We start from the raw sequence: 19,083 nt of genomic DNA, 5'->3' as shown, positions 1-19,083 counted from the left end.
ATTTTACAAAAACCAAAATTTTATGATACTAGAAGTTGGTTGTTAGTCATTGGTCATTAGTCATTAGTCATTAGTCATTGGTCATTAGTCATTGGTCATTAGTTATTGGTCAATAGTTATTGGTCAATAGTTATTAGTTATTGGTTTATGGATTGCTTTGGGTAAAAGAAAAAAGGCGGGCAAACGCCCGCACCTTCTATAGTTTACTTTATAAAGCCTACTAAATATTCCAATCGCAGAAGTTCTTGAGCATGGCAAGGCCCACTTCACCGCTCTTTTCCTGATGGAACTGGCTTGCGATTAAGTTATCCTTACCCAAGAGCCCCGTGAATGTCTGCGTACCGTAAGTCGTTTCGGCAAAGGAATATTCTGCCGGAACCTGCGGGTAATAGGAATGCACGTAGTAAAAATCGCAACCGCTGCGGATGCCCTTCATAATCGGGTGTTCACGCGTGAAGTTCACCTGGTTCCAGCCCATGTGCGGAATCTTGAGCCCCGGTTCATCCTTGAAACGCACCGCGCGTCCGGGGATGAGGCCAAGCGTCTTGACGCCACCGTCTTCTTCGCTTTCTTCAAGAATAATCTGGCAACCAATGCAGATGCCAAGCACCGGGTTTCCAGCCTTGACCACCGCCTTGATGGCCTCGCCGATTCCAGTCTTGGTCAAGGTTTCCATGGCAGATGCGGCAGCGCCCACACCCGGGAAAATCAAGCGCGTCGCCTTCGAGATTTCATCGGGATCGCGGCTCACCTTAGCGTCTGCACCAATGAACTTGAGCGCATTCATCACCGACGTCAAGTTGCCAGCATTGTAATCCACAACAGTAATAGCCATAGGAACCTCTTTATTTTTACATGAACAAAGATAGAAAAAAGAACCGCCGAAGCGGTTCCCTTAAGTAATTTGAATTTGATTCCAAATTAGAACCAGCGCCAGGTCACACCGACGAGAATCATGTTCTTGTGCTGGGAATCTTCATCCAGGTCCTTGTCGTAAGCGATATCGTAACCAACCTGGAATTCAAAAAGCGGAGAAAGGGAGACGACAAGAAGGTTTTCCCAACGGCCATCAATCTGGTCAAAACCCTTGAAGTTCACGAAAGCCCAAAGACGGCTCTTGAAATTCACGATGTCGGAGAATGCATACTTGAACTCAGTGATGCTTTCAAGACCCGGTTCATCCTTGAACTTTTCAACCTTCTTTGTGTCCTTGTCATCGGCATAGGCGTATGTATCGGAATCGTCATTCACAATCGTCATGCGGTTTGCAAAAGCAAGGCGCGTAGAGAAGTTGTCGTTCGGGAAGTAGCCGACACCAGCCATCTGAGTCACATAGCCCGGAGCCATGAAGTGCGAAATGGTCGTCTTGATTTCGTTGCCATCTTCGTCTTCGCTGTAGTCATAGCCTCTCGTAAACTGAGATTCGAAGCGGGCGCCAACATACGGCTTAATCTTTTCGGAAACGTTGAAATCAGCCATTGTTTCGTAGAAAATCTTATCAGAAGACTTGCGCTTGCCAAGGCCGTCCGTCCAGGTGTAGCCGAGAGCAAGGTTCAGCTTGTTGCGCCAGTCCACAACGCTCCAGTGGTTCTTAAGGTCAGCATCGTAGCTGAAAAGCCACGTGTACGAAGACGTACCGTCTTCGAGCTTCCAGTTGCTGAACTGCATGCGTGTGAACTTCACAGCAGCAACCACGTCAGCCGTCATGTTTTCAGGGAGCCAAGCTTCGAACATGCCCCCATCGGCAAATGCCGTCGATGCAGAAATAAGAGCTGCGCATCCGATTGCGAATAATGACTTTTTCATATTCCTTCCTTGTTTATGGTCCTTCTTTCCCATAGACCTTTTGTTTGGCTTAAAGATAACATTTTTTTAGGAAAAAAACGAGTTACGTATAATTTTGGTTTACTATTATTACGGATATGTCACCTAGAAGCCTAGTCCTCGCCCTCATTATTACGATTTTCGCAGGATTTGCGTTCGCCGCAGAAAACACGCATAATTCGCCCTGGCAATTTGAAGCAGGCATTTCGGCCGGCAGACCGACTCCTATCATGTTAAACGCCGGCGTTGGATACAAGAACCTCTTTTTCAAGGCAATGGGCGGCGGATTCCACTTGCAACCGGATGAATATTGGATTGGTTTCCGCGGAAGTTTTACATGGAGGTTTTTCCGCGAATTGCCGTTTTCGATTGACGCAGGAATCGGAAGCGGATACGCATTTGCAAAAGCCCCGAACGGCTACCACAAGGCACTGAACAGAGCTAACAAAGTAAAATACGTACGTTCGTACAACTACAAAGAATCGCTCGACATTTCTGCCGAAATACGAGCAAATATTTACGGAATATTCACGCAACTAGGGATTCCGCTCCACTACTTCATGAAGCACGACGAACCGACGGTGCTGTGGCAAGTCGGATACGCGTATAAATTTTAATTGAAGTTTAAAATAGACACATTCATAATGTCATAGATAAATTAGAGCGCCTTATATGAAATCTTTTTTATGCCGGTTATTTATTGTTTCATTTATTGTAGGTATTATAACTTTTTGCAATCAATATGGAATTGGCAACATTCCCAAAAAGCCCATGTCAAGAGATGAGCTTTTATTCGTTGTTCCGTGTACGATTCTTACATTGGTTGCTCTATCGTATTTTTTTAAAGTAAAAAAAATTGATGAAAAAAATCCCGGCTCGGATGAGTCGGGAAAAGACGATCCCCGGAACTAGTCCGGGGTGACATAGTCAAGAAAATTACTTCTTGAGGCTCGGAACGCCACCGAAGTCGACGTTCGTCTTCTTGCCGAGCAAGAGAGCGCGAGTCTTGAGCGGGAGGCCGTAGCAGCGGATGAAGCCCGTTGCATCCTTCTGGTCGTACATGTCAACGTCCGTGAAGCCGCCGAGGCCCATGTCGTACAAGCTGTACGGGCTCTTGATGCCAGCCGGAATGATGTTGCCCTTGTAAAGCTTGAGGGTCACGTCACCAGTAACGACCTTGTTGACTTCGTTGAAGAAGGCGTCCATTGCTTGGCGGAGCGGAGTGAACCACTGGCCATTGTAGACAAGGTTTGCGTATGTCATAGACATCTTCTGGGCTTCGAACAAAGTTTCCTTATCGAGCACGAGCTGTTCAAGGCATTCGTGAGCCTTGTAAAGGAGCGTGCCACCCGGAGTTTCATAAACACCGCGGCTCTTGAGGCCGACGAGGCGGTTTTCGACGATGTCCAAAAGACCGCAAGCGTTCTTGCCACCAATTTCGTTCAAGAATTCGAGAAGTTCAACAGCGCCCATCTTCTTGCCGTTGATAGCCACCGGATTGCCCTTTTCGAAGGAAATCGTCACGTGGTCAGCCTTGTTCGGGGCCTTTTCATATGTGTTGGTGTGCTTGAGGAATTCGTACTTGTGTTCCTGTTCCGGGAATTCCAAGACGCCACCTTCGTGAGAGAGGTGCCAGAGGTTGCCGTCTTCGGAGTAGATCTTCTTCTTGCTGATGCCGTTGAGCGGAATCTTGTGTGCAGCGGCGTAGTCGATAGCGTCTTCGCGGCTATGGAATGTCCAGCGCGGGTCCTTCCACGGAGCGATGACTTCGAGCTTCGGGTTAAGAGCAGCGTAGGTGAGTTCGAAACGGACCTGGTCGTTACCCTTACCGGTAGCACCGTGAGCCACAGCGTAAGCGCCTTCCTTTTCGGCAATCTTCACCTGGTACTTAGCGATGAGCGGACGAGCGAAAGACGTACCGAGGAGGTAAGTGCCTTCGTACTTTGCACCGGCGCGAACGGTCGGCCAAACGTATTCTTCAAGGAATTCCTTCTTGAGGTCGAGAACGTAGCACTTGGAAGCACCGGTCTTGAGAGCCTTTTCTTCGAGAGCCTTTGCGTTCGGGAAGTCATTCTGGCCGAGGTCGGCTGCGAATGCAATCACTTCGACGTCGTAGGTTTCCTTGAGCCAAGGAATGATGATGGAGGTGTCAAGTCCACCGCTGTAAGCGAGGACGACTTTCTTCTTGGATTCTGTTTTAGCCATTTTGAATGTCCTTATGGAAAATTTTTTAGACGGAATAAATGTAGTAAAAAAAGTTATTAGTTGTTAGTTACTAGTTAATAGTCTTTAGTTACTAGTTAATAGTTACTAGTTGATAGCAATTAATTGATTGTTGGTTGTTAATCGTCAATATAGTTGGCAGAATTTTCTATTTTCAAAATATGAAACTTTCGGACAGAGCGCTTGGCTACATTTCACTGGTTGTTTTCGCCTGCATTTTTGGAGGCATCGCTTTGGGCATGTGGGAAGCCCACCAAAACGTGCACCAGACGGCAATCGTCGATTTCAAGGAACTCGGTTCGTTGCAACCCGAAGACCCTGTCGTTTTGCGCGGGTACCGCATCGGCACTATCGGCAGCGTCACCTGGCTTAAAGACCGTTCCCGCGTCGTCATCCACTTTACCGAACCGCTCAAGCTCCGTGAAGGCACGCAATTCAACAACGTAAACTACGCGCTCATGGGGCAACGCCGTCTCGAAATCATTCCGTCAAAGACGGGAATGCTCATGCCAGAAAACCACGTATTCCAGGGGCATTTTGAACCGGGCATCGCAGAAACTTTGCGCTTGATAGAAAATGTCAACGAACAACTCGACGCCGTGCAAAAAACGATTATGTTGCTCGCCCAGGGAGATTCCTCACACAAGTCCGCCCCGGAAATCTACGAAGAAGCGATGCATTCCATCGAAGATATTTTCGCACACACCGAAAAGACGGTCGGCGCACTCGGTCCCAAGATGAACAAGCTGTTCAGGCAAATGAATTCGTCGACCAAGGCGCTCTCCAAGACCGCCCTCCAAGCGGATACAGCCATAAAGACGGTCACGACGGTTGCAAACGAAAAAATCACGCTCGTCGATTCCGTTGTCCTTTCGCTTACTGAAAACGCAAAAAAGACAAACGACGTTATTACGAACATCGAAAAGGGTATCGATTCCGAGACGCTTTTGCAATCCAAGGAACTTGTTGAAAACATAAACAACATCATCACAAGCCTCAACAAAGCCGTCCAGGCTATCGACACGAAGAATTTCGGCTTCAAGGACAAAGACGGGAAACCGGTCAAGTTGATTACTTGGAAGAATATGAACATCGTTGGCGACAAAGCGCGCGACAAGGCTCGCAAGCGTTTAGAAGAAGCCAAGGCTCAACAAGAACAAAAGAAAGCAGGCAACTAAATGGATTTATCGAGCCTGCCGGGACTTGGCCCCAAGAGACTTGAAAAGCTGAACAAGTCCGGCTTAAGCACCATAGCCGATCTTTTATACAACATTCCGCGTACCTATCTTGATCAGACCAAGGTTTCAAAGATTGCGGATTTGCACGATGGTGACCGCGCGGTCGTGATTGGGATTATCACGCGAGCGGGGATTGTTAAAGGACGCATGTCGCGCTTTATGGCTGTCCTCACGGATGGTTCCGCCGAGATTTCGCTTTTATTTTTCCGCGGCACAAGATTTATCGCAAACCGTGTGAAACCGGGAACGCGTTGGCTTGTTTCAGGGACGGTCGGTTCGTACCGCGGGCTGCAACTGGTACACCCGGACATGCAGCCGTTCGACGAAGGTGAAGCGTTTAACGGACAAATTCTCCCCGTCTACCCGATTAGTGAAGTTTGCCGAGAAGCGAAGATGGAACAGCGGTTCTTCCGCAATTTGTACAAAACAATTTTCAACTTTCCGGGACTCACACTCCCAAACGCGTGCCCGCGCGAGCTCACTGACTATTTGCATTTTGCGCCTGTGATGGATAATCTCCGTGCGCTCCACATGCCGAAGGATTTCGATTCCATTTACAAAGCGAAACGCGAACTCAAGATTTTGGAGCTTTTGCCGTTTTGCCTGCGCATGGTGAAGCGCCGCGAAAATCAAAAGATTCGCGGGCATGAACGCCAGATTGATTTGGGGAACGTGATGGCGGCGAAAGCGCGCCTCCCGTTCCAACTGACCGCAGGTCAGGACGCGGCGCTAAATACAATCATTGACGGTCTCAATGGAAAAAAGCAGTTCCACGCACTGTTGCAGGGCGACGTGGGCTGCGGAAAGACCGTCGTCGCCATGCTCGCCATTATGGCGGTCTGCGGAGCAGGCGAACAGTGCGCACTGATGGTCCCGACAGATATTCTCGCACGTCAGCATTTCAAGTCACTCAAGCCGTTCTTTGATGCGGCAGGCATCCGCGTGCATCTGCTTGTCGGGGCAACTCCCGCCGCCGAAAAGAAAGTGATTCTCGGTGAACTCCAGATGGGGCTTTGCAACGTCGTCATAGGCACGCACGCCCTCTTTAGCAAGGACGTTTTCTTTGCAAAACTCGGGCTCGTGATTATCGACGAACAGCACCGTTTCGGCGTGAGCCAGCGCGAAGCGCTACTCGCCAAAGGCGACTACCCCGACATGCTCGTGATGAGCGCTACGCCGATTCCGCGAAGCCTCGCGATGACGCTATATGGCGATTTGAAAGTCATCAGCATCAAGGAAAAGCCGGCAGGACGCAAGCCCATCAAGACGCGCCTCGTGAACGCCGCAAAGCGCGAATCGATGAAGCAGTTTATCTGCAATGAAGCCGCCGGCGGAAATCTCTGCTACTGGATTGCAAGCCGCGTAAACGCCGACGCTTCGGCTGGCTCCGCGAGCAGTTCCTCTAGCAATTCCATAGGCGGTTCTGCGGACTCCGCAGCAAACGAAGGAAGCGCCCGCAGTGTCGATGACATCGTGAACGAAATGCGTGCCTTTATCGCGGCCTTCGGCCACACCGACGAAAACATTGCAAAACTCAAAGTTGCAGGCGTCCACGGCCAAATGGACGATACGCAAAGAGACGAAATAATCAAGCAATTTGCAGCAGGCGAAATCCAGATTCTAGTTGCGACGACCGTTATCGAAGTCGGCGTGAACGTCCCTGCCGCAAATCTCATGGTCATCGACCAGCCAGACCGATTCGGTCTAGCGCAGCTCCACCAGCTGCGCGGCCGCGTAGGCCGTGGCAATCAAGAAGCCTGGTGCTTCTTGATGACGCCCGAAGGCGAAGCCGCCGAAACAAGCATGGAACGCCTCTCGCAATTTGCCGCCACTGAAGACGGGTTCGAAATCGCGGAACTTGACCTCAAGACGCGCGGTGCCGGGAACCTCGAAGGCAACGAGCAAAGCGGAGCCTGGGTATTCCGCTGGTTCGACTGGATTCACGACCAGGAGCTCATTTCGCAAACGCTCGAACGCGCCGAACACATATTAAAAGACGGCTCCGCGTTCAGCGAAACCGCCAAAGAAAAAATTCAAACTTGGTATAACGAAAAGCCTTCGGCTAACGAAGATGGCGTTCATTAGCACGCCACGCGCATCCGCTTAAAGCAAGCGCGTCATCGTCCCCACAATAAGGGCAATCAAGACAACGTTCAAAAAGAACATGGCTCGGCGCACAATCAAAAAGAAAATTGCCTGCCAATGGAAAATGTGGTCGGTCGGGTTGATGAGTTCCTTTGCCGCTAGGAACACGTTGATACAGCCTGTCAACACAAGCATTAACGCCCCCGGGAAATATCCTTCGTCCCAAACGAGAACCGTAAGCCATGCGCCTACAATCATGGCAATAATGCCAATGATAATTTCGACACGCATAAAAATGCGTTTGACTTCGCGAGCCATTTTTCGACGTTTCTCGCGGGCAGCCTCGACTTGATTTTTTTCTTCTTCCGTTGCCATATTCAAACACCTTCAAAAAGTTTATCTACAAAATTACAATGTGTACGATGTCGTCACAGAGTAATGAGGTTTACCCTTAAGCACACCGTTCAGCGGGATGCTCACGTCAATCTTATTGATCAAACGAGTAATTGACTTTGTCTGAGCCAAGCGGATGCCAAAGCCTGCCACATAAATCAAATCCTTACGCCTAATATCCTTAATCGACGACGCCGTCTCACCCACACTTCCAAACGCAACCACAACAGGCGCCAGCGTCAAAATTTCAAAATCGGGGAACCAACGCTGTTCCAGATTGCCATAAACGCGAGCTTGCCCGGCGTAAAAACCTGTCGGGAATCCAACAAAGCCATCAGAGCCGCCAAGCGTCAACTGGTAACCCAATTTGGCATCATCATACAAATCCACAAGTCCCGACAACGCTGTTGAAAAACGCGTACTCGGATGGAAAATGTACTCGCCATTTAAACGGCCATAAAAATCATGACGCTTTCCATGATCCAAATAAAAATACATGTACGACTTCAAAGTCAAATGATGATTGTCGCGCCCCAGATAAAGGTCTGTCCAAAAATCTAGACGAATATCGTTATTGCCAGCGCCAAGCTGTTCGTAATTTTTAGAAAGCTGAGCCTTGACAGAAAAACCTTTATCTATATCTTCAGTCCATCTGACATTGTGGAAATTCTTGATTTTTTCATAACGCAAGTTAGAGTACATGATATACAGGCCAAGGCGTGAATCCTTGCGGTCCTGAGTCCATTCGCTCACAGCGCTTGTGGAATCAACAGCATACACGTCGTCACCATACATGAACGCATAAGGCAATACTCGACCTTCATTTGCAGTTTCACGCAAGTAATCATAGGTCGCTCCCAAGTAGATTTTGCGTTGCGTTCCACCAAAAGAACGGCCGAATCTAAAGCTCAAGGAATCGGTAATAAAATCCTCAATTGCCATAAGCTTCACAGATTTTTTCCCATTGTAACGAGATAAGGAATTGAGGTATTTATCCGTTGCAATCGAATCGATTTGGCGGTCGCTCTTTTTCTTATTGTCCGGATCCTTACGGGCAATTTCTAATTGCTTGAGGAACGCCTTATTATGCGTGTAATCGTAAATTTTTGCACCCGACGGGAGCTCGCCGCGACCATAATAAAAGACATTACGCTTGTTCTTCAAGCCCTCAAGTGTGTATGCCCACTGGTTCACGCTACGGCTGAGGAACGGCACATACATTTTCCAGCTTGCCAAGTAACCATCCGTATTGTAGCTGTACAAAAGGTCTAAATGGTTGTAGCGGAAAAGGAAATGCGGGTCGCCATATTCCAACTGCCACATGTCGCGGAACTCGTCATGTCCAAAGTAAAAACCGAGCTTTTGACCAAGCCCAAGGAAATTGCTTTCCTGAACGCCGATACCCCAAACCAGGTTGTCATAGCTCCACTCACTTCCCGAAAAACCTAAAGTTGTAAGAATGGTCAGTGTCCAGTTATCGCTCGTCTGGACATCTACAATATTCTTGCCATCTTCGTTAGACATGGTAATATTGGCATCCGAAAGGAACCTCTGGCTGCGCAAGAACCGCTCTGCTTCGAGCAACAAATTCAGATTGACAACGTCACCTTTATCAAAAAGCAAAAGCTTACGGACCGTCACCTCGCGCGTTTCGATATGGACCCAGTTCAAAATGTCATACGCCCACTTATCGTACTTCGTATGGGCCTTGGAATCGTCAAAGGCATCGCCAATCTTATAGCGAATTTCATCTACGCGGAACACGGCATTTGAATCCACCGCATCAGTTGCAGCAGAATCCGAGCCGATTTCGGTTGTAGGAGAAATTGCAGAATCAACAGAAACAGCATCCGCAGAGGCAAATGCTGCAGACACAACGCAAAACAAACTAAACAATATTTTTTTCACGGAGATAATATACAAAAATAGTTGGCAGAACTTAGAGCTTAGAACTTAGTTACTAGTCTTTAGTTATTAGAACTTAGTAGGCTATTGGCAAGACTTAGATAAGTCATGCAAAAAAGCGAAACTAGACGTATGACAACGCAAAAATGCGGCATAACCGCCCTAGTAACTCAGGAATTAGAACGCTCCACTATCTTGCATATTTCTTAATGAATTTCTACATTTTGGCTGGGTAGCGGATGGCCGCCGGCTGCGAGCAATCAAAGCTGGAGGAAAGTCCGGGCACCGCAGGGCAAGATGCTGGATAACGTCCAGGCGCGGTAACGCGACAGAAAGTGCAGCAGAGAATAGACCGCCCGCAGCAATGCGGGTAAGGGTGAAACGGCGAGGTAAGAGCTCACCGCACGACTGGCGACAGGAGTGGCATGGTAAACCTCATCCGGTGCAAGACCAAGCAGGATTCCGTTCGAAAGAACCTGGTGCGGCCCGTGCCAGCTGGATATCCGGGTAGGTCGCTTGAGGCGGTCGGTAACGATTCGTCCAGAGAGATGGTCATCGCTCCGATGGCAACATTGGAGTACAGAACCCGGCTTATAACTACTCGACTTTGAAGGCTCTCGCTAATTGCGGGAGCCTTCTCCTTTTTACAACGTTTTTTCGAACTCAGTCAAGAGTTTACGACCCTCAGGCCATTCACCGAGATTAGAAAGCGCATTAATGTGACCACAGCACCCGACGTCAAAAAACATTGACCCCCAGGATTTTGCAAATAAATTCGCGCGTTCAAAAGTCACATATTCATCGTTCCGACTCGCTACAACACAGGAGGGTACCGGCAATTTTTCAAGGGGCATCGGAGCAAAGTCATCCACAATATCAATCGCATCAATATCTGCAGGCGCAACTAAAAACGCCCCCTTGACATTGGCGGGCAACCTTCCCGCGGCTGCATTTTTCAACAAACAAAATACAGTCGTAGCAACACCAAGGCTATGTGCAATAAGAATCGTATCGGACTTGAGGTATGCTAGCGTCTTGTCGAGAACTTCGACCCATTCTGCCTTGGTAGGATGTTCCCAATTACGTTGTTGAACGCGAGTTGCATTAGGGAGACTATGTTCCCAATAAGTCTGCCAATGTTCAGGACCAGAATTGCTATAACCAGGCACAATTAAATAATGCATTGGAACATCCTCGGGGACTACAAACTAACAAATTTCTTCATACCCGCAAAAGTAACAGCAAGGCTAACCATAACCGACACAGCAAGCGTCACAAGCGGCACAAACAAACTCTGTAAAAAAGCTTCGTGACCGAGCTGCACAAGCAACAGAAGCGGAATAATGAAAAAGAGCGTCATGTGGGTCGCTGCACGGACGGTTTTAACACGAAGCGAAACCATCAGAGAAAACGCAGTTGTCAACAGCACCGCCGAAAGTGCTCCAAGCATCGAAGCCACCGCCGCAGTTACCGTAATTTCGGAATGCGAGAACCAGTAACCAAGCTGCGCCAAAAGCGCAAACACCAGCGGGAACGGGAGAATCGCAAACAGTTTGCCCCAAAAGAGTTTCGCAGGCGCAATTGGAGAAAGTTGCAAAAGTTCCAGCGAATTGCGCTCGCGCTCGCCAGCAAAAGAATCGCCAGCCAAAGGCGCCCCCATCGGGGCCATCAGGCAACCGAGCAAAAGCATCATGTAACTTTCCATGCCCTGCATAATCTCGCCACCGTAACGCGACACCGCAATTGCCTGGCTTGCCGCAAGAATCACCGGCGGGATGATGAACGGAATCCAGAAGCGCGGATCCCTGAAAATCAAACGAAGTTCGTGTTTAAAAACGTGGAGCATATTAGTAGGCAGTAGGAAGTCAGAAGTTGGCGGTCGGGAATTGAAAAAATATAAGGACTTTACAAAAGATAATTTAATCATCATGAAAGCAGAGATTAACGATGTAAAAGGCGCGTCAAAAAGCTTGATTTTGAAAAAACGTCGTTTTTTACGTCAAAACAAGAAAAAAAAATCTCTTTTTTACGTAAATTTTCAACGTTGTCTGTAATTCAACGTTCTTTTTTGAGGCAAAACGTACTTTTCAGCACACAAATTTCTCATCAAAAACACTTTTTTTCCCATAAAAGTCGCTGTGAAGAATAAAATTTTGTTTTTAAAGCGTAAAATCGATTACTTTATTTAAAAGTTTACGTCAAAACAAGCAATTTTTTCCGAAATTGACGTAAAAATTCTCAAAAATCACGAAATCAATCCCGAAAGGCACATTTTTTTATAATATCATTACTAATTTGGTAAAAAAGAAATTTTGTCAAAGGAAATTTTTAATGAAGATTTCGTCCTTCTTTTACTTTGCCAACTTTTGGCTCAAGACAGTCCTCTTCAAAAAGAAAGATCCGATTCTAGGCACCGTCATTGTAACCGACCGCTGCAACCTGAAATGCAAGCACTGCTCCGTCAACAACATCACTTCGATAATGCATCCCTACACCCAAATCAAAAAGGAGATGCAGACCCTATACGACATGGGCGCCCGAATCCTATTCTTCTGCGGCGGCGAGACGTTCTTGTGGAGAGACGGCGATTTGACCGTCAGGGACCTAGTCATCGAAGCCAAAAGAATGGGCTTCATGATTGTCAACGTGGTCACTAACGGAACACAGCCCATCGACTTGCCCGAAGCGGACCTGATTCTGCTAAGCCTTGACGGCGACAGGGAACGCCACAATGCCATCAGAGGCAATACATTCGACACCATCATGGAGAATGTCAAGAACGCCACCACAGACAACATCTGCTTCTACATGGCCATCAACCAGATAAACAAGGATGCCGTGCGGGATGTCTGCCAGATTGCGAAGGACACGAAAAACGTGAGGGCGGTCTCGTTCAATTTCCACACACCTTATCCCGATACGAGAAACCTTTTCCTGTCCAAAGAAGAAAAGCAGCAGATTGCAGATACCATCTTGCAGATGATGGATCAAGGGTACCCGATATTCAATCTCAAGGCCTCCCTCCCGTACCTCGTCAACAACAGCTTCCCCACCCCATGCTACCAGTGCCTGGTCATCGAAGACGGCAAGATTTCAGTATGCGGAAGGTGCATCGACGTTCCGGGACTTTGCGAGGAATGCGGTTACTTCTTTGTCGCAGAATACACCCTGCTTTTCAGGGGCAATTTAAGAATCGCATTCGAAGCGGTAAGGACATACCTCAAGTACGTGTAGGCCAACGAGAGTTTTTTGAATGAGTTTGAGAACGACCTTAACTAGAGCGTGGCTGACCCGATCCTTTAAGCCTTTTTTATTCAAAAACGAATACGACGATTTTCTCCCCTTCGAGGAATGCGAGAATCTCGGCCTCTACGTCCATATCCCTTTCTGCAAGAGCATCTGCACATTCTGCCCCTATTGCAAGACAATCTATAACAAGGAACTGTGCGACCGCTACATAGACGCGCTGATAAGGGAAATCCACAAGGTCGGCGGTCAATACAAAGGCAAGAAAGAAACGACCAGCCTGTATTTTGGCGGCGGCACACCCGCCCTAATCGCAGATAGAATCGGCGAAATCATAGAAGCGATCCAGGAACATTTTACTGTGACCGAAGGCGTCGGCGTTGAGCTGCATCCAGACAACGTAAATATCAAGACACTCCAAAAACTGAAAGATGCGGGCGTTACAAAACTCAGCATAGGCATCCAATCGTTCCAGGAAAAATACCAGAACATTCTCGGACGAAAGAAAGTTGACGCAAACAAATTAAAAGAAGCCTTGAGCACCGTAGATTTCGAAACGGTTTCCATGGACTTCATCTTCGCGCTCCCCGACCAGACTTACGAAGATATCAAAGCGGACGTGGATACAGCATTCGAAAGCGGTGCAAACCACGTGGCAATTTACCCGTTTATCGATTTCTCTTTTACTAAAAGCAAAGTGAAAACGATGCCGAAAAAACAGAAGAAGGAGCTATTGGACCGAATCACCGCCTACTTCAACGAGAAGGGATACCACCGCAGTTCCATCTGGACTTTTTCGAACAAGAAGGAAGCCAAATATTCCTCCATGACCCGCGACAGCTTCCTCGGATTCGGATGTTCCGCCACGACGCTCCTTCAAAAGCAATTCAAAATAAACACTTTCTCCGTAGAGGAATACTGCAAGAGGATTGACAGCGACAAGCTGCCGACCTCATTGACCATCCGCTTCACACCAAGGCAGAGGATGGTGTATTACCTGTTCTGGACACTTTACAGCATGCAACTGGACGAAAAGAAATTCGAGCATTTCTTTGGCGTGTCGCTGAAAAAAATGTACGGTTTTGATTTTTGGTTAGCGCAAAAACTCGGATTCCTGACAAAAGAAAACGGAGTCTATTCCACGACCATGAAGGGCGCTTTTTACTACCACTACTACGAGCAATTCTACACGCTCTCTTACATCGACAAGATGTGGGGAATCATGCGAACAGAAGCGTTCCCGGAGAAGATTGAGTTTTAGCGATCGGATGTTATAAGAAATGCTCAATCCATTGCATTGTCATGCCGGACTCTGTTCCGGCATCTTCTTATACGAATAAACTTCTCCAAGAACATGGAAAAAGCATCTATTTCATTTGTGAATCTACTTAAAAAATGATATATTCGAAATTAAAGACTTTTGGGGAAACACTTCATTTTATGCGGGGAACTACATGCACAAGATACCTTTAATTATTTTGCTAGCCCACGCTATTATCTTTGCAAATGAAGCAAACGCAAATTTGGGTTCTGTTATGGCAAATGCTGCAACAAACCAAATGATCAAAATGTTCCCCCTTTTTCTGCTAGCATTTGGCATTGCAGTATTTTTCTCTCTAATTCAAAAAGCTCCACAAAAAGCAGTTCTCGGTTGTGGAGGATTCTTTGCAATAGCTTTTATCTTAGGAATTTTCACTTGGTTTCTTGATTTCATTGCTCGTCATGCTTTTGCATTTATACTCATAGGTATTTTTGGAATCTTTATTTGCTTAATAGCATATGTGATTTATACGCCACCAAGTCCACAAAAATCAGATGACAAAGATGACGAATCTTCAGACCAAAATAATCCCCTTTTATGAAGGGGAATTTTCTATCAAATTTAAAATAGTTATATTCCACTCATGAAATTTTTAACTGCAATTATTCTAAGTCTTTCTTTGCTTGTTTCAAGCTCTTTTGCGGTGTCACTTACTCCACCGCTTGTTCTAAAGATGCAAGAAGATCGAAGCATGGCAGCTTCGGATTTTACAACAGAAGAAACTCCAGAGAACAATTCCAATCCGCTAAAGTTTGTCGTAGGCATATATTCGATTGGTTTTTGTTTTTTTGGACTTCTTTGGGCTGGTTTTGGCTTTGAAATGCTGTATGACGAAGACTATCACGGTAAAACAGGAGCAATGATTGGTGGTGGCCTAGGCATGGCGGCTTTGGGAGGACTCGGCATTTGGTGGGCGTTTTAAACAAAGATGGCGGCTCGATGGCCGCCTTTTTTATTACTGTCTCGTAAGAGTCTTGTACTTAATCGGCTTCGGATTGTCAGCGTCTTCGCCAAGGCGCTTGCGGCGATCGGCTTCGTATTCGCTCCAGTTGCCTTCGAACCACACCACCTTGGAATCGCCTTCGTAAGCGAGGATGTGCGTTGCAATACGGTCAAGGAACCAGCGGTCATGCGAGATGATCACGGCGCAGCCTGCGAACTTGAGGATAGCCTGTTCCAAAGCCTGCAACGTTTCGATATCCAAATCGTTCGTCGGTTCGTCGAGGAACAAGAGGTTGCCCGGCTTCTGCAAGTTCTTTGCCATAAGCACGCGGTTGCGTTCACCACCGGAGAGCTGCGAAAGCTTCTTCTGCTGAGCCGCACCCGTGAAGTTGAAGAGACCGCAGTAAGCACGGCCATTCATCTTGCGGTCGCCCACCAAGATTTCGTCATTGCCACCCGTGATGGATTCCCAAACCGTCTTGGAATCGTCCAAGCTTTCGCGGCCCTGTTCCATACTGATGATTTCGACAGTTTCGCCAATCTTGAGCGTACCGCCATCCGGCTTTTCCTGGCCCATGATTATCTTGAACAAAGTTGTCTTACCAGCACCGTTTGGACCGATAATGCCCACAATGCCCGAGCGCGGCAAGCTGAAGTTCAAATCGTCGAACAGCACCTTTTCGCCAAAGGCCTTCTGCAAATGTTCCGCCTGAATGACGACATCGCCCAAGCGCTTGCCGTTTGCAATGTGGATCTGCGCGACCTTAATTTGTTCCTTGGAATCTTCGGCCAAGAGTTCTTCGTATGCCTTGAGACGGGCCTTGCTCTTGGCCTGGCGCGCCTTCGGAGAAGCCTTCACCCATTCCTGTTCGCGAGCGAGACGCTTCTGACGATCGGATTCGCCCTTCTCTTCGTTCTTCATGCGTTCAAGCTTCTGGTCAAGCCACTGGGCGTAATTGCCTTCCCAAGGAATGCCGCGACCGCGGTCAATTTCCAAAATCCAGTTCGTTACGTTGTCAAGGAAGTAACGGTCATGCGTCACGAGAATCACGGAGCCCTTGTATTCGCGGAGGTGGCGTTCGAGCCATGCAACCGTTTCGGCATCCAAGTGGTTCGTCGGTTCGTCAAGGAGCAACAAATCCGGTTCTTCGAGAAGCAAGCGGCAGAGAGCCACACGGCGTTTTTCACCACCAGAAAGGTTTGTCACCGGCCAATCGCCCGGCGGGCAGCGGAGAGCGTCCATTGCAATTTCAATGTTGCGGTCGAGGCTCCACAAGTCCTGAGCGTCGATGATGTCCTGAAGCTTTGCCTGTTCGTCGAGGAGCTTGTTCATCTCGTCGTCTTCCATCGGTTCAGCAAACTTCATGGAAATTTCGTTGAAGCGGTCGAGCACAGCCTGCTTTTTAGCGACGGCCTGCATCACGTTTTCCTTGACAGTCAAGTTCGGGTCAAGCTGCGGTTCCTGCGGCAAGTAGCCTGCGGTGCGGCCCGGTTCAATCCAAGCTTCGCCCTGGAATTCCTTGTCAATACCCGCCATAATGCGGAGGAGCGTCGACTTACCGGCACCGTTCTGGCCGATAATACCAATCTTTGCGCCATAGTAGAAGCTCAAAGAAATGTCCTTCAGCACCTCTTTGTTAGGCGGATAGGACTTGGTCATCTTGTACATGTAGAAAACGAATTTTTCTGCTTTGTTTTGTTCGGCCATAATTAGGTTTTAGGTTATAGGTTGTAGGGGTTAGGAGTTCGTTTCGACAAGCTCAACGAACTTGTAAGGGTCCCCGAGCCTGTCGAAGGGATTCTTCTGGATTAATTTTTATCCTTGTTTCGTCAGATAGAATATAGAAATATTTTTAGGCACAACCCGCAATCCGTGACAACGCAAGCCTTCCGTCTCAAGGTTTTGCAAGGAATTCCTTGATTTTTGCCTTGACAAAGGCTAAGTCCGGGTTCGTTAAAATCGGGATAAGTTCATTAATTTCTTCGACGGGCTTATCCCACCATTTCCATTGGAGCAGGAGCGCAGTCAACTCCTCATCGAAACGATTGCGTATAAACTGCGCCGGGTTTCCTGCTACAACCGTGTAAGGTTCCACGTTACTCCCCACGACAGCATTCGCACCGATAATCGCCCCATCGCCAATATGCACACCCGGCAAAATCACCGCATTCTGCCCAATCCACACATCGTTCCCAATTACCGTATCACCTTTGAGCGGCAAATTTTCCTTCGCAGGTGGAGTCATATTCCAACCTTGCAATGTGTAGAACGGGAACGTCGAAACCGCATTCATCTGGTGGTTCGCCCCGTTCATCACGAACTCCACCCCCGCGGCAATCAGGCAGAACTTTCCGACAATTAACTTATCATCATTCCACGGATACAGGTGCGTCACATGGCTCTCGAAATTGCTATCGGCAATGTAAGTGAAATCACCCACGATAATCTGCGGATTCTTGAGCGTCGGCTTCACGTAAATTTCCTTATCGTAACCAGCAATCGGGTGGACAGTCATCGGATCAGGGAGTGTGTTTGGCATAGGAGCCTCCGTGGGTGAGATATACGGAGAAAAGTAATAAAAAGCAAACTGACCTATCATTCACACCCTGTGCTGTCATTCCCGATTTAATCGGGAACCTCCTTCTCGTCCTAAAAAAGTGAAGCCCCTTGCAACCGCTGTCACAACCAGTCTTTCCCACTTGATTGGAATATCTTTTTTATGCACGGCACATCAAACGTCATCAAATGTCAAAGCGAAATTTTTCCAAGCGCCTAAAAAAAAGTCATAATTTGACATTTTTCGATTGTATATTTATAGATGATGAAAGATTTATACGCGACAAAACGAAAAAACATGCACTCGTTGGCAGAATACCAGCGAAAGTTGTGGAAAAATCCGCAACTCGCATATTTATTCCTTGAAGTGACCGATTGTTGCAATTTAAAATGCAAGCATTGCGGCAGCGGCTGCCTATCCACAAACCGTAACTACTTGCCTTTTGAAACCGCCCAAAAAGTGCTGGACGAGGTCGCCAAAGAATACGATGCATCACAGATATTCATTTGCATTACAGGCGGCGAACCACTTTTGAACAAAGAACTATTCAAAATCATCGCCTATTCCAAGCATTTAAATTTTTCTTGCGGAATAACGACTAACGGAACCTTATTGTCCGAAACCGTCGGTGAAGAGTTCAAGAAAGCTAGACTGGACACAATCTCTATCAGCTTGGACGGTCTAGAAGAGACTCACAACAACTTTCGTTGTTCCCCAAATGCATTCCAGCAAGCACTAACAGGTATCCGGAATGCGAAAAAAGCAGGGTTATATCCTGAAGTTGTGACCGTCGTCCACAAAAAAAATTTGAAAGAACTGGATATCCTATACGAATTCCTTTGCCATGAGAAAATCGAATCATGGAAAATTGCGAACATCGAGCCCATCGGCAGAGCAAAAGAGAACTCATCGATGCTCCTCGACGCTCACGAATACAAAATGCTGCTCGATTTCGTTAAACAGACCCGATTCAATCCAAGCAACAACATGGAAATTAATTTAGGTTGTTCACACTATCTCGGAATGCAATACGAGTACATGGTTCGCGATTTTTACTTTCAATGCGGAGCGGGAACTAAAATCGCAAGCGTCATGGCAAATGGCGATATCGGAGCATGCCTGGACATCGAAAGGAACGAATTAACAATACAGGGAAACATTTATAAAGATTCTTTCGTAGATGTTTGGAAAAATCGGTTTGAAATTTTCCGTCAAGATAAAGCGGAATTAAACCCGCAATGCAAACAATGTAGCGACAGGGAGTTTTGCATGGGAGATTCAACCCATACCTGGAACTTCCAAAACAACGAACCCAATTACTGCGTTTTCAAAATGCTGGAGGCATAAT

General features: G+C 47.4%; 18 protein-coding genes and 1 other RNA gene. 10 read left to right on the top strand and 9 right to left on the bottom strand.

From position 1 onward, the window contains the following. Window positions 1-220: 220 nt before the first annotated feature. Both hisH and B3A20_RS00280 read right to left on the bottom strand, forming a co-directional pair. The gene (gene hisH / locus B3A20_RS00285) at window positions 221-835 is read right to left on the bottom strand and encodes an imidazole glycerol phosphate synthase subunit HisH (protein WP_173564163.1); all 615 of its coding nucleotides are present in this window, start codon (window positions 833-835) and stop codon (window positions 221-223) included. An 86-nt stretch (window positions 836-921) separates the two neighbouring features. Continuing rightward, window positions 922-1,806, bottom strand: coding sequence for a DUF3078 domain-containing protein (locus tag B3A20_RS00280; protein WP_173564165.1), 885 nt, complete (start codon window positions 1,804-1,806; stop codon window positions 922-924). A 116-nt stretch (window positions 1,807-1,922) separates the two neighbouring features. On the opposite strand from B3A20_RS00280, the gene B3A20_RS00275 reads away from it, so the two are divergent. Next, a complete protein-coding gene (locus B3A20_RS00275; protein ID WP_290760578.1) occupies window positions 1,923-2,441 on the top strand; it encodes a hypothetical protein in 519 nt (172 codons plus the stop codon). A 319-nt stretch (window positions 2,442-2,760) separates the two neighbouring features. Here B3A20_RS00275 and B3A20_RS00270 read toward each other — a convergent pair whose 3' ends face one another. After that, window positions 2,761-4,029: an argininosuccinate synthase gene (locus tag B3A20_RS00270; RefSeq protein WP_173564171.1), complete on the bottom strand. Its 1,269-nt coding sequence runs from the start codon at window positions 4,027-4,029 to the stop codon at window positions 2,761-2,763. A 179-nt stretch (window positions 4,030-4,208) separates the two neighbouring features. On the opposite strand from B3A20_RS00270, the gene B3A20_RS00265 reads away from it, so the two are divergent. Next, window positions 4,209-5,225, top strand: a complete 1,017-nt coding sequence (locus tag B3A20_RS00265) for an MlaD family protein (RefSeq protein WP_290760573.1) — start codon at window positions 4,209-4,211, stop codon at window positions 5,223-5,225. Continuing rightward, window positions 5,226-7,370 (top strand): ATP-dependent DNA helicase RecG, encoded by a 2,145-nt coding sequence (locus B3A20_RS00260; protein ID WP_290760570.1) that lies wholly within the window; start codon window positions 5,226-5,228, stop codon window positions 7,368-7,370. 18 nt (window positions 7,371-7,388) lie between these two features. Here B3A20_RS00260 and B3A20_RS00255 read toward each other — a convergent pair whose 3' ends face one another. Both B3A20_RS00255 and B3A20_RS00250 read right to left on the bottom strand, forming a co-directional pair. Then, window positions 7,389-7,745, bottom strand: a complete 357-nt coding sequence (locus B3A20_RS00255; protein WP_290760567.1) for a hypothetical protein — start codon at window positions 7,743-7,745, stop codon at window positions 7,389-7,391. 33 nt (window positions 7,746-7,778) lie between these two features. Next, a complete protein-coding gene (locus B3A20_RS00250) occupies window positions 7,779-9,638 on the bottom strand; it encodes a hypothetical protein (RefSeq protein ID WP_290760565.1) in 1,860 nt (619 codons plus the stop codon). Window positions 9,639-9,895: 257 nt separating this feature from the next. Here B3A20_RS00250 and rnpB point away from each other — a divergent pair. Continuing rightward, window positions 9,896-10,278, top strand: an RNA gene (gene rnpB / locus B3A20_RS00245) — RNase P RNA component class A. Between the two features lie 34 nt (window positions 10,279-10,312). Here the strand turns inward: rnpB and B3A20_RS00240 are convergent. Continuing rightward, window positions 10,313-10,852 carry an RBBP9/YdeN family alpha/beta hydrolase gene (locus B3A20_RS00240; RefSeq protein WP_290760562.1) on the bottom strand — a complete coding sequence of 180 codons (540 nt, stop codon included), beginning with the start codon at window positions 10,850-10,852 and terminating at the stop codon, window positions 10,313-10,315. Window positions 10,853-10,869: 17 nt separating this feature from the next. Beyond that, window positions 10,870-11,514 (bottom strand): ABC transporter permease, encoded by a 645-nt coding sequence (locus B3A20_RS00235; protein WP_290760559.1) that lies wholly within the window; start codon window positions 11,512-11,514, stop codon window positions 10,870-10,872. Window positions 11,515-11,554: 40 nt separating this feature from the next. Between B3A20_RS00235 and B3A20_RS00230 the strand changes: the two genes are divergently transcribed. The 5 genes from B3A20_RS00230 to B3A20_RS00210 all read left to right on the top strand — a co-directional run bounded on the left by B3A20_RS00230 (window position 11,555) and on the right by B3A20_RS00210 (window position 15,157). Continuing rightward, window positions 11,555-11,722 carry a hypothetical protein gene (locus B3A20_RS00230; RefSeq protein WP_290760556.1) on the top strand — a complete coding sequence of 56 codons (168 nt, stop codon included), beginning with the start codon at window positions 11,555-11,557 and terminating at the stop codon, window positions 11,720-11,722. Between the two features lie 277 nt (window positions 11,723-11,999). Beyond that, window positions 12,000-12,902 carry a radical SAM protein gene (locus B3A20_RS00225; protein ID WP_290760553.1) on the top strand — a complete coding sequence of 301 codons (903 nt, stop codon included), beginning with the start codon at window positions 12,000-12,002 and terminating at the stop codon, window positions 12,900-12,902. A 19-nt stretch (window positions 12,903-12,921) separates the two neighbouring features. Then, on the top strand, window positions 12,922-14,175 hold the full coding sequence (locus B3A20_RS00220; protein ID WP_290760550.1) for a coproporphyrinogen-III oxidase family protein: 1,254 nt from the start codon (window positions 12,922-12,924) through the stop codon (window positions 14,173-14,175). A gap of 193 nt (window positions 14,176-14,368) precedes the next feature. Next, complete coding sequence (locus B3A20_RS00215) at window positions 14,369-14,776, top strand: hypothetical protein (protein ID WP_290760547.1); 408 nt, start codon at window positions 14,369-14,371, stop codon at window positions 14,774-14,776. Window positions 14,777-14,818: 42 nt separating this feature from the next. Then, window positions 14,819-15,157, top strand: coding sequence for a hypothetical protein (locus B3A20_RS00210; RefSeq protein WP_290760544.1), 339 nt, complete (start codon window positions 14,819-14,821; stop codon window positions 15,155-15,157). A gap of 33 nt (window positions 15,158-15,190) precedes the next feature. On the opposite strand, the gene ettA is transcribed toward B3A20_RS00210, so the two are convergent. Both ettA and B3A20_RS00200 read right to left on the bottom strand, forming a co-directional pair. Beyond that, window positions 15,191-16,885 carry an energy-dependent translational throttle protein EttA gene (gene ettA / locus B3A20_RS00205; protein WP_290760541.1) on the bottom strand — a complete coding sequence of 565 codons (1,695 nt, stop codon included), beginning with the start codon at window positions 16,883-16,885 and terminating at the stop codon, window positions 15,191-15,193. Window positions 16,886-17,072: 187 nt separating this feature from the next. Then, a complete protein-coding gene (locus tag B3A20_RS00200; protein ID WP_290760538.1) occupies window positions 17,073-17,717 on the bottom strand; it encodes a CatB-related O-acetyltransferase in 645 nt (214 codons plus the stop codon). 279 nt (window positions 17,718-17,996) lie between these two features. Between B3A20_RS00200 and B3A20_RS00195 the strand changes: the two genes are divergently transcribed. Further along, window positions 17,997-19,082, top strand: a complete 1,086-nt coding sequence (locus tag B3A20_RS00195) for a radical SAM/SPASM domain-containing protein (protein WP_290760535.1) — start codon at window positions 17,997-17,999, stop codon at window positions 19,080-19,082. Window position 19,083 lies beyond the last annotated feature (1 nt).

The sequence above is a fragment of the Fibrobacter sp. UBA4297 genome, from assembly GCF_002394865.1.
Lineage (GTDB): Bacteria > Fibrobacterota > Fibrobacteria > Fibrobacterales > Fibrobacteraceae > Fibrobacter.
This window is presented reverse-complemented; position numbering and strand designations above follow the sequence as displayed.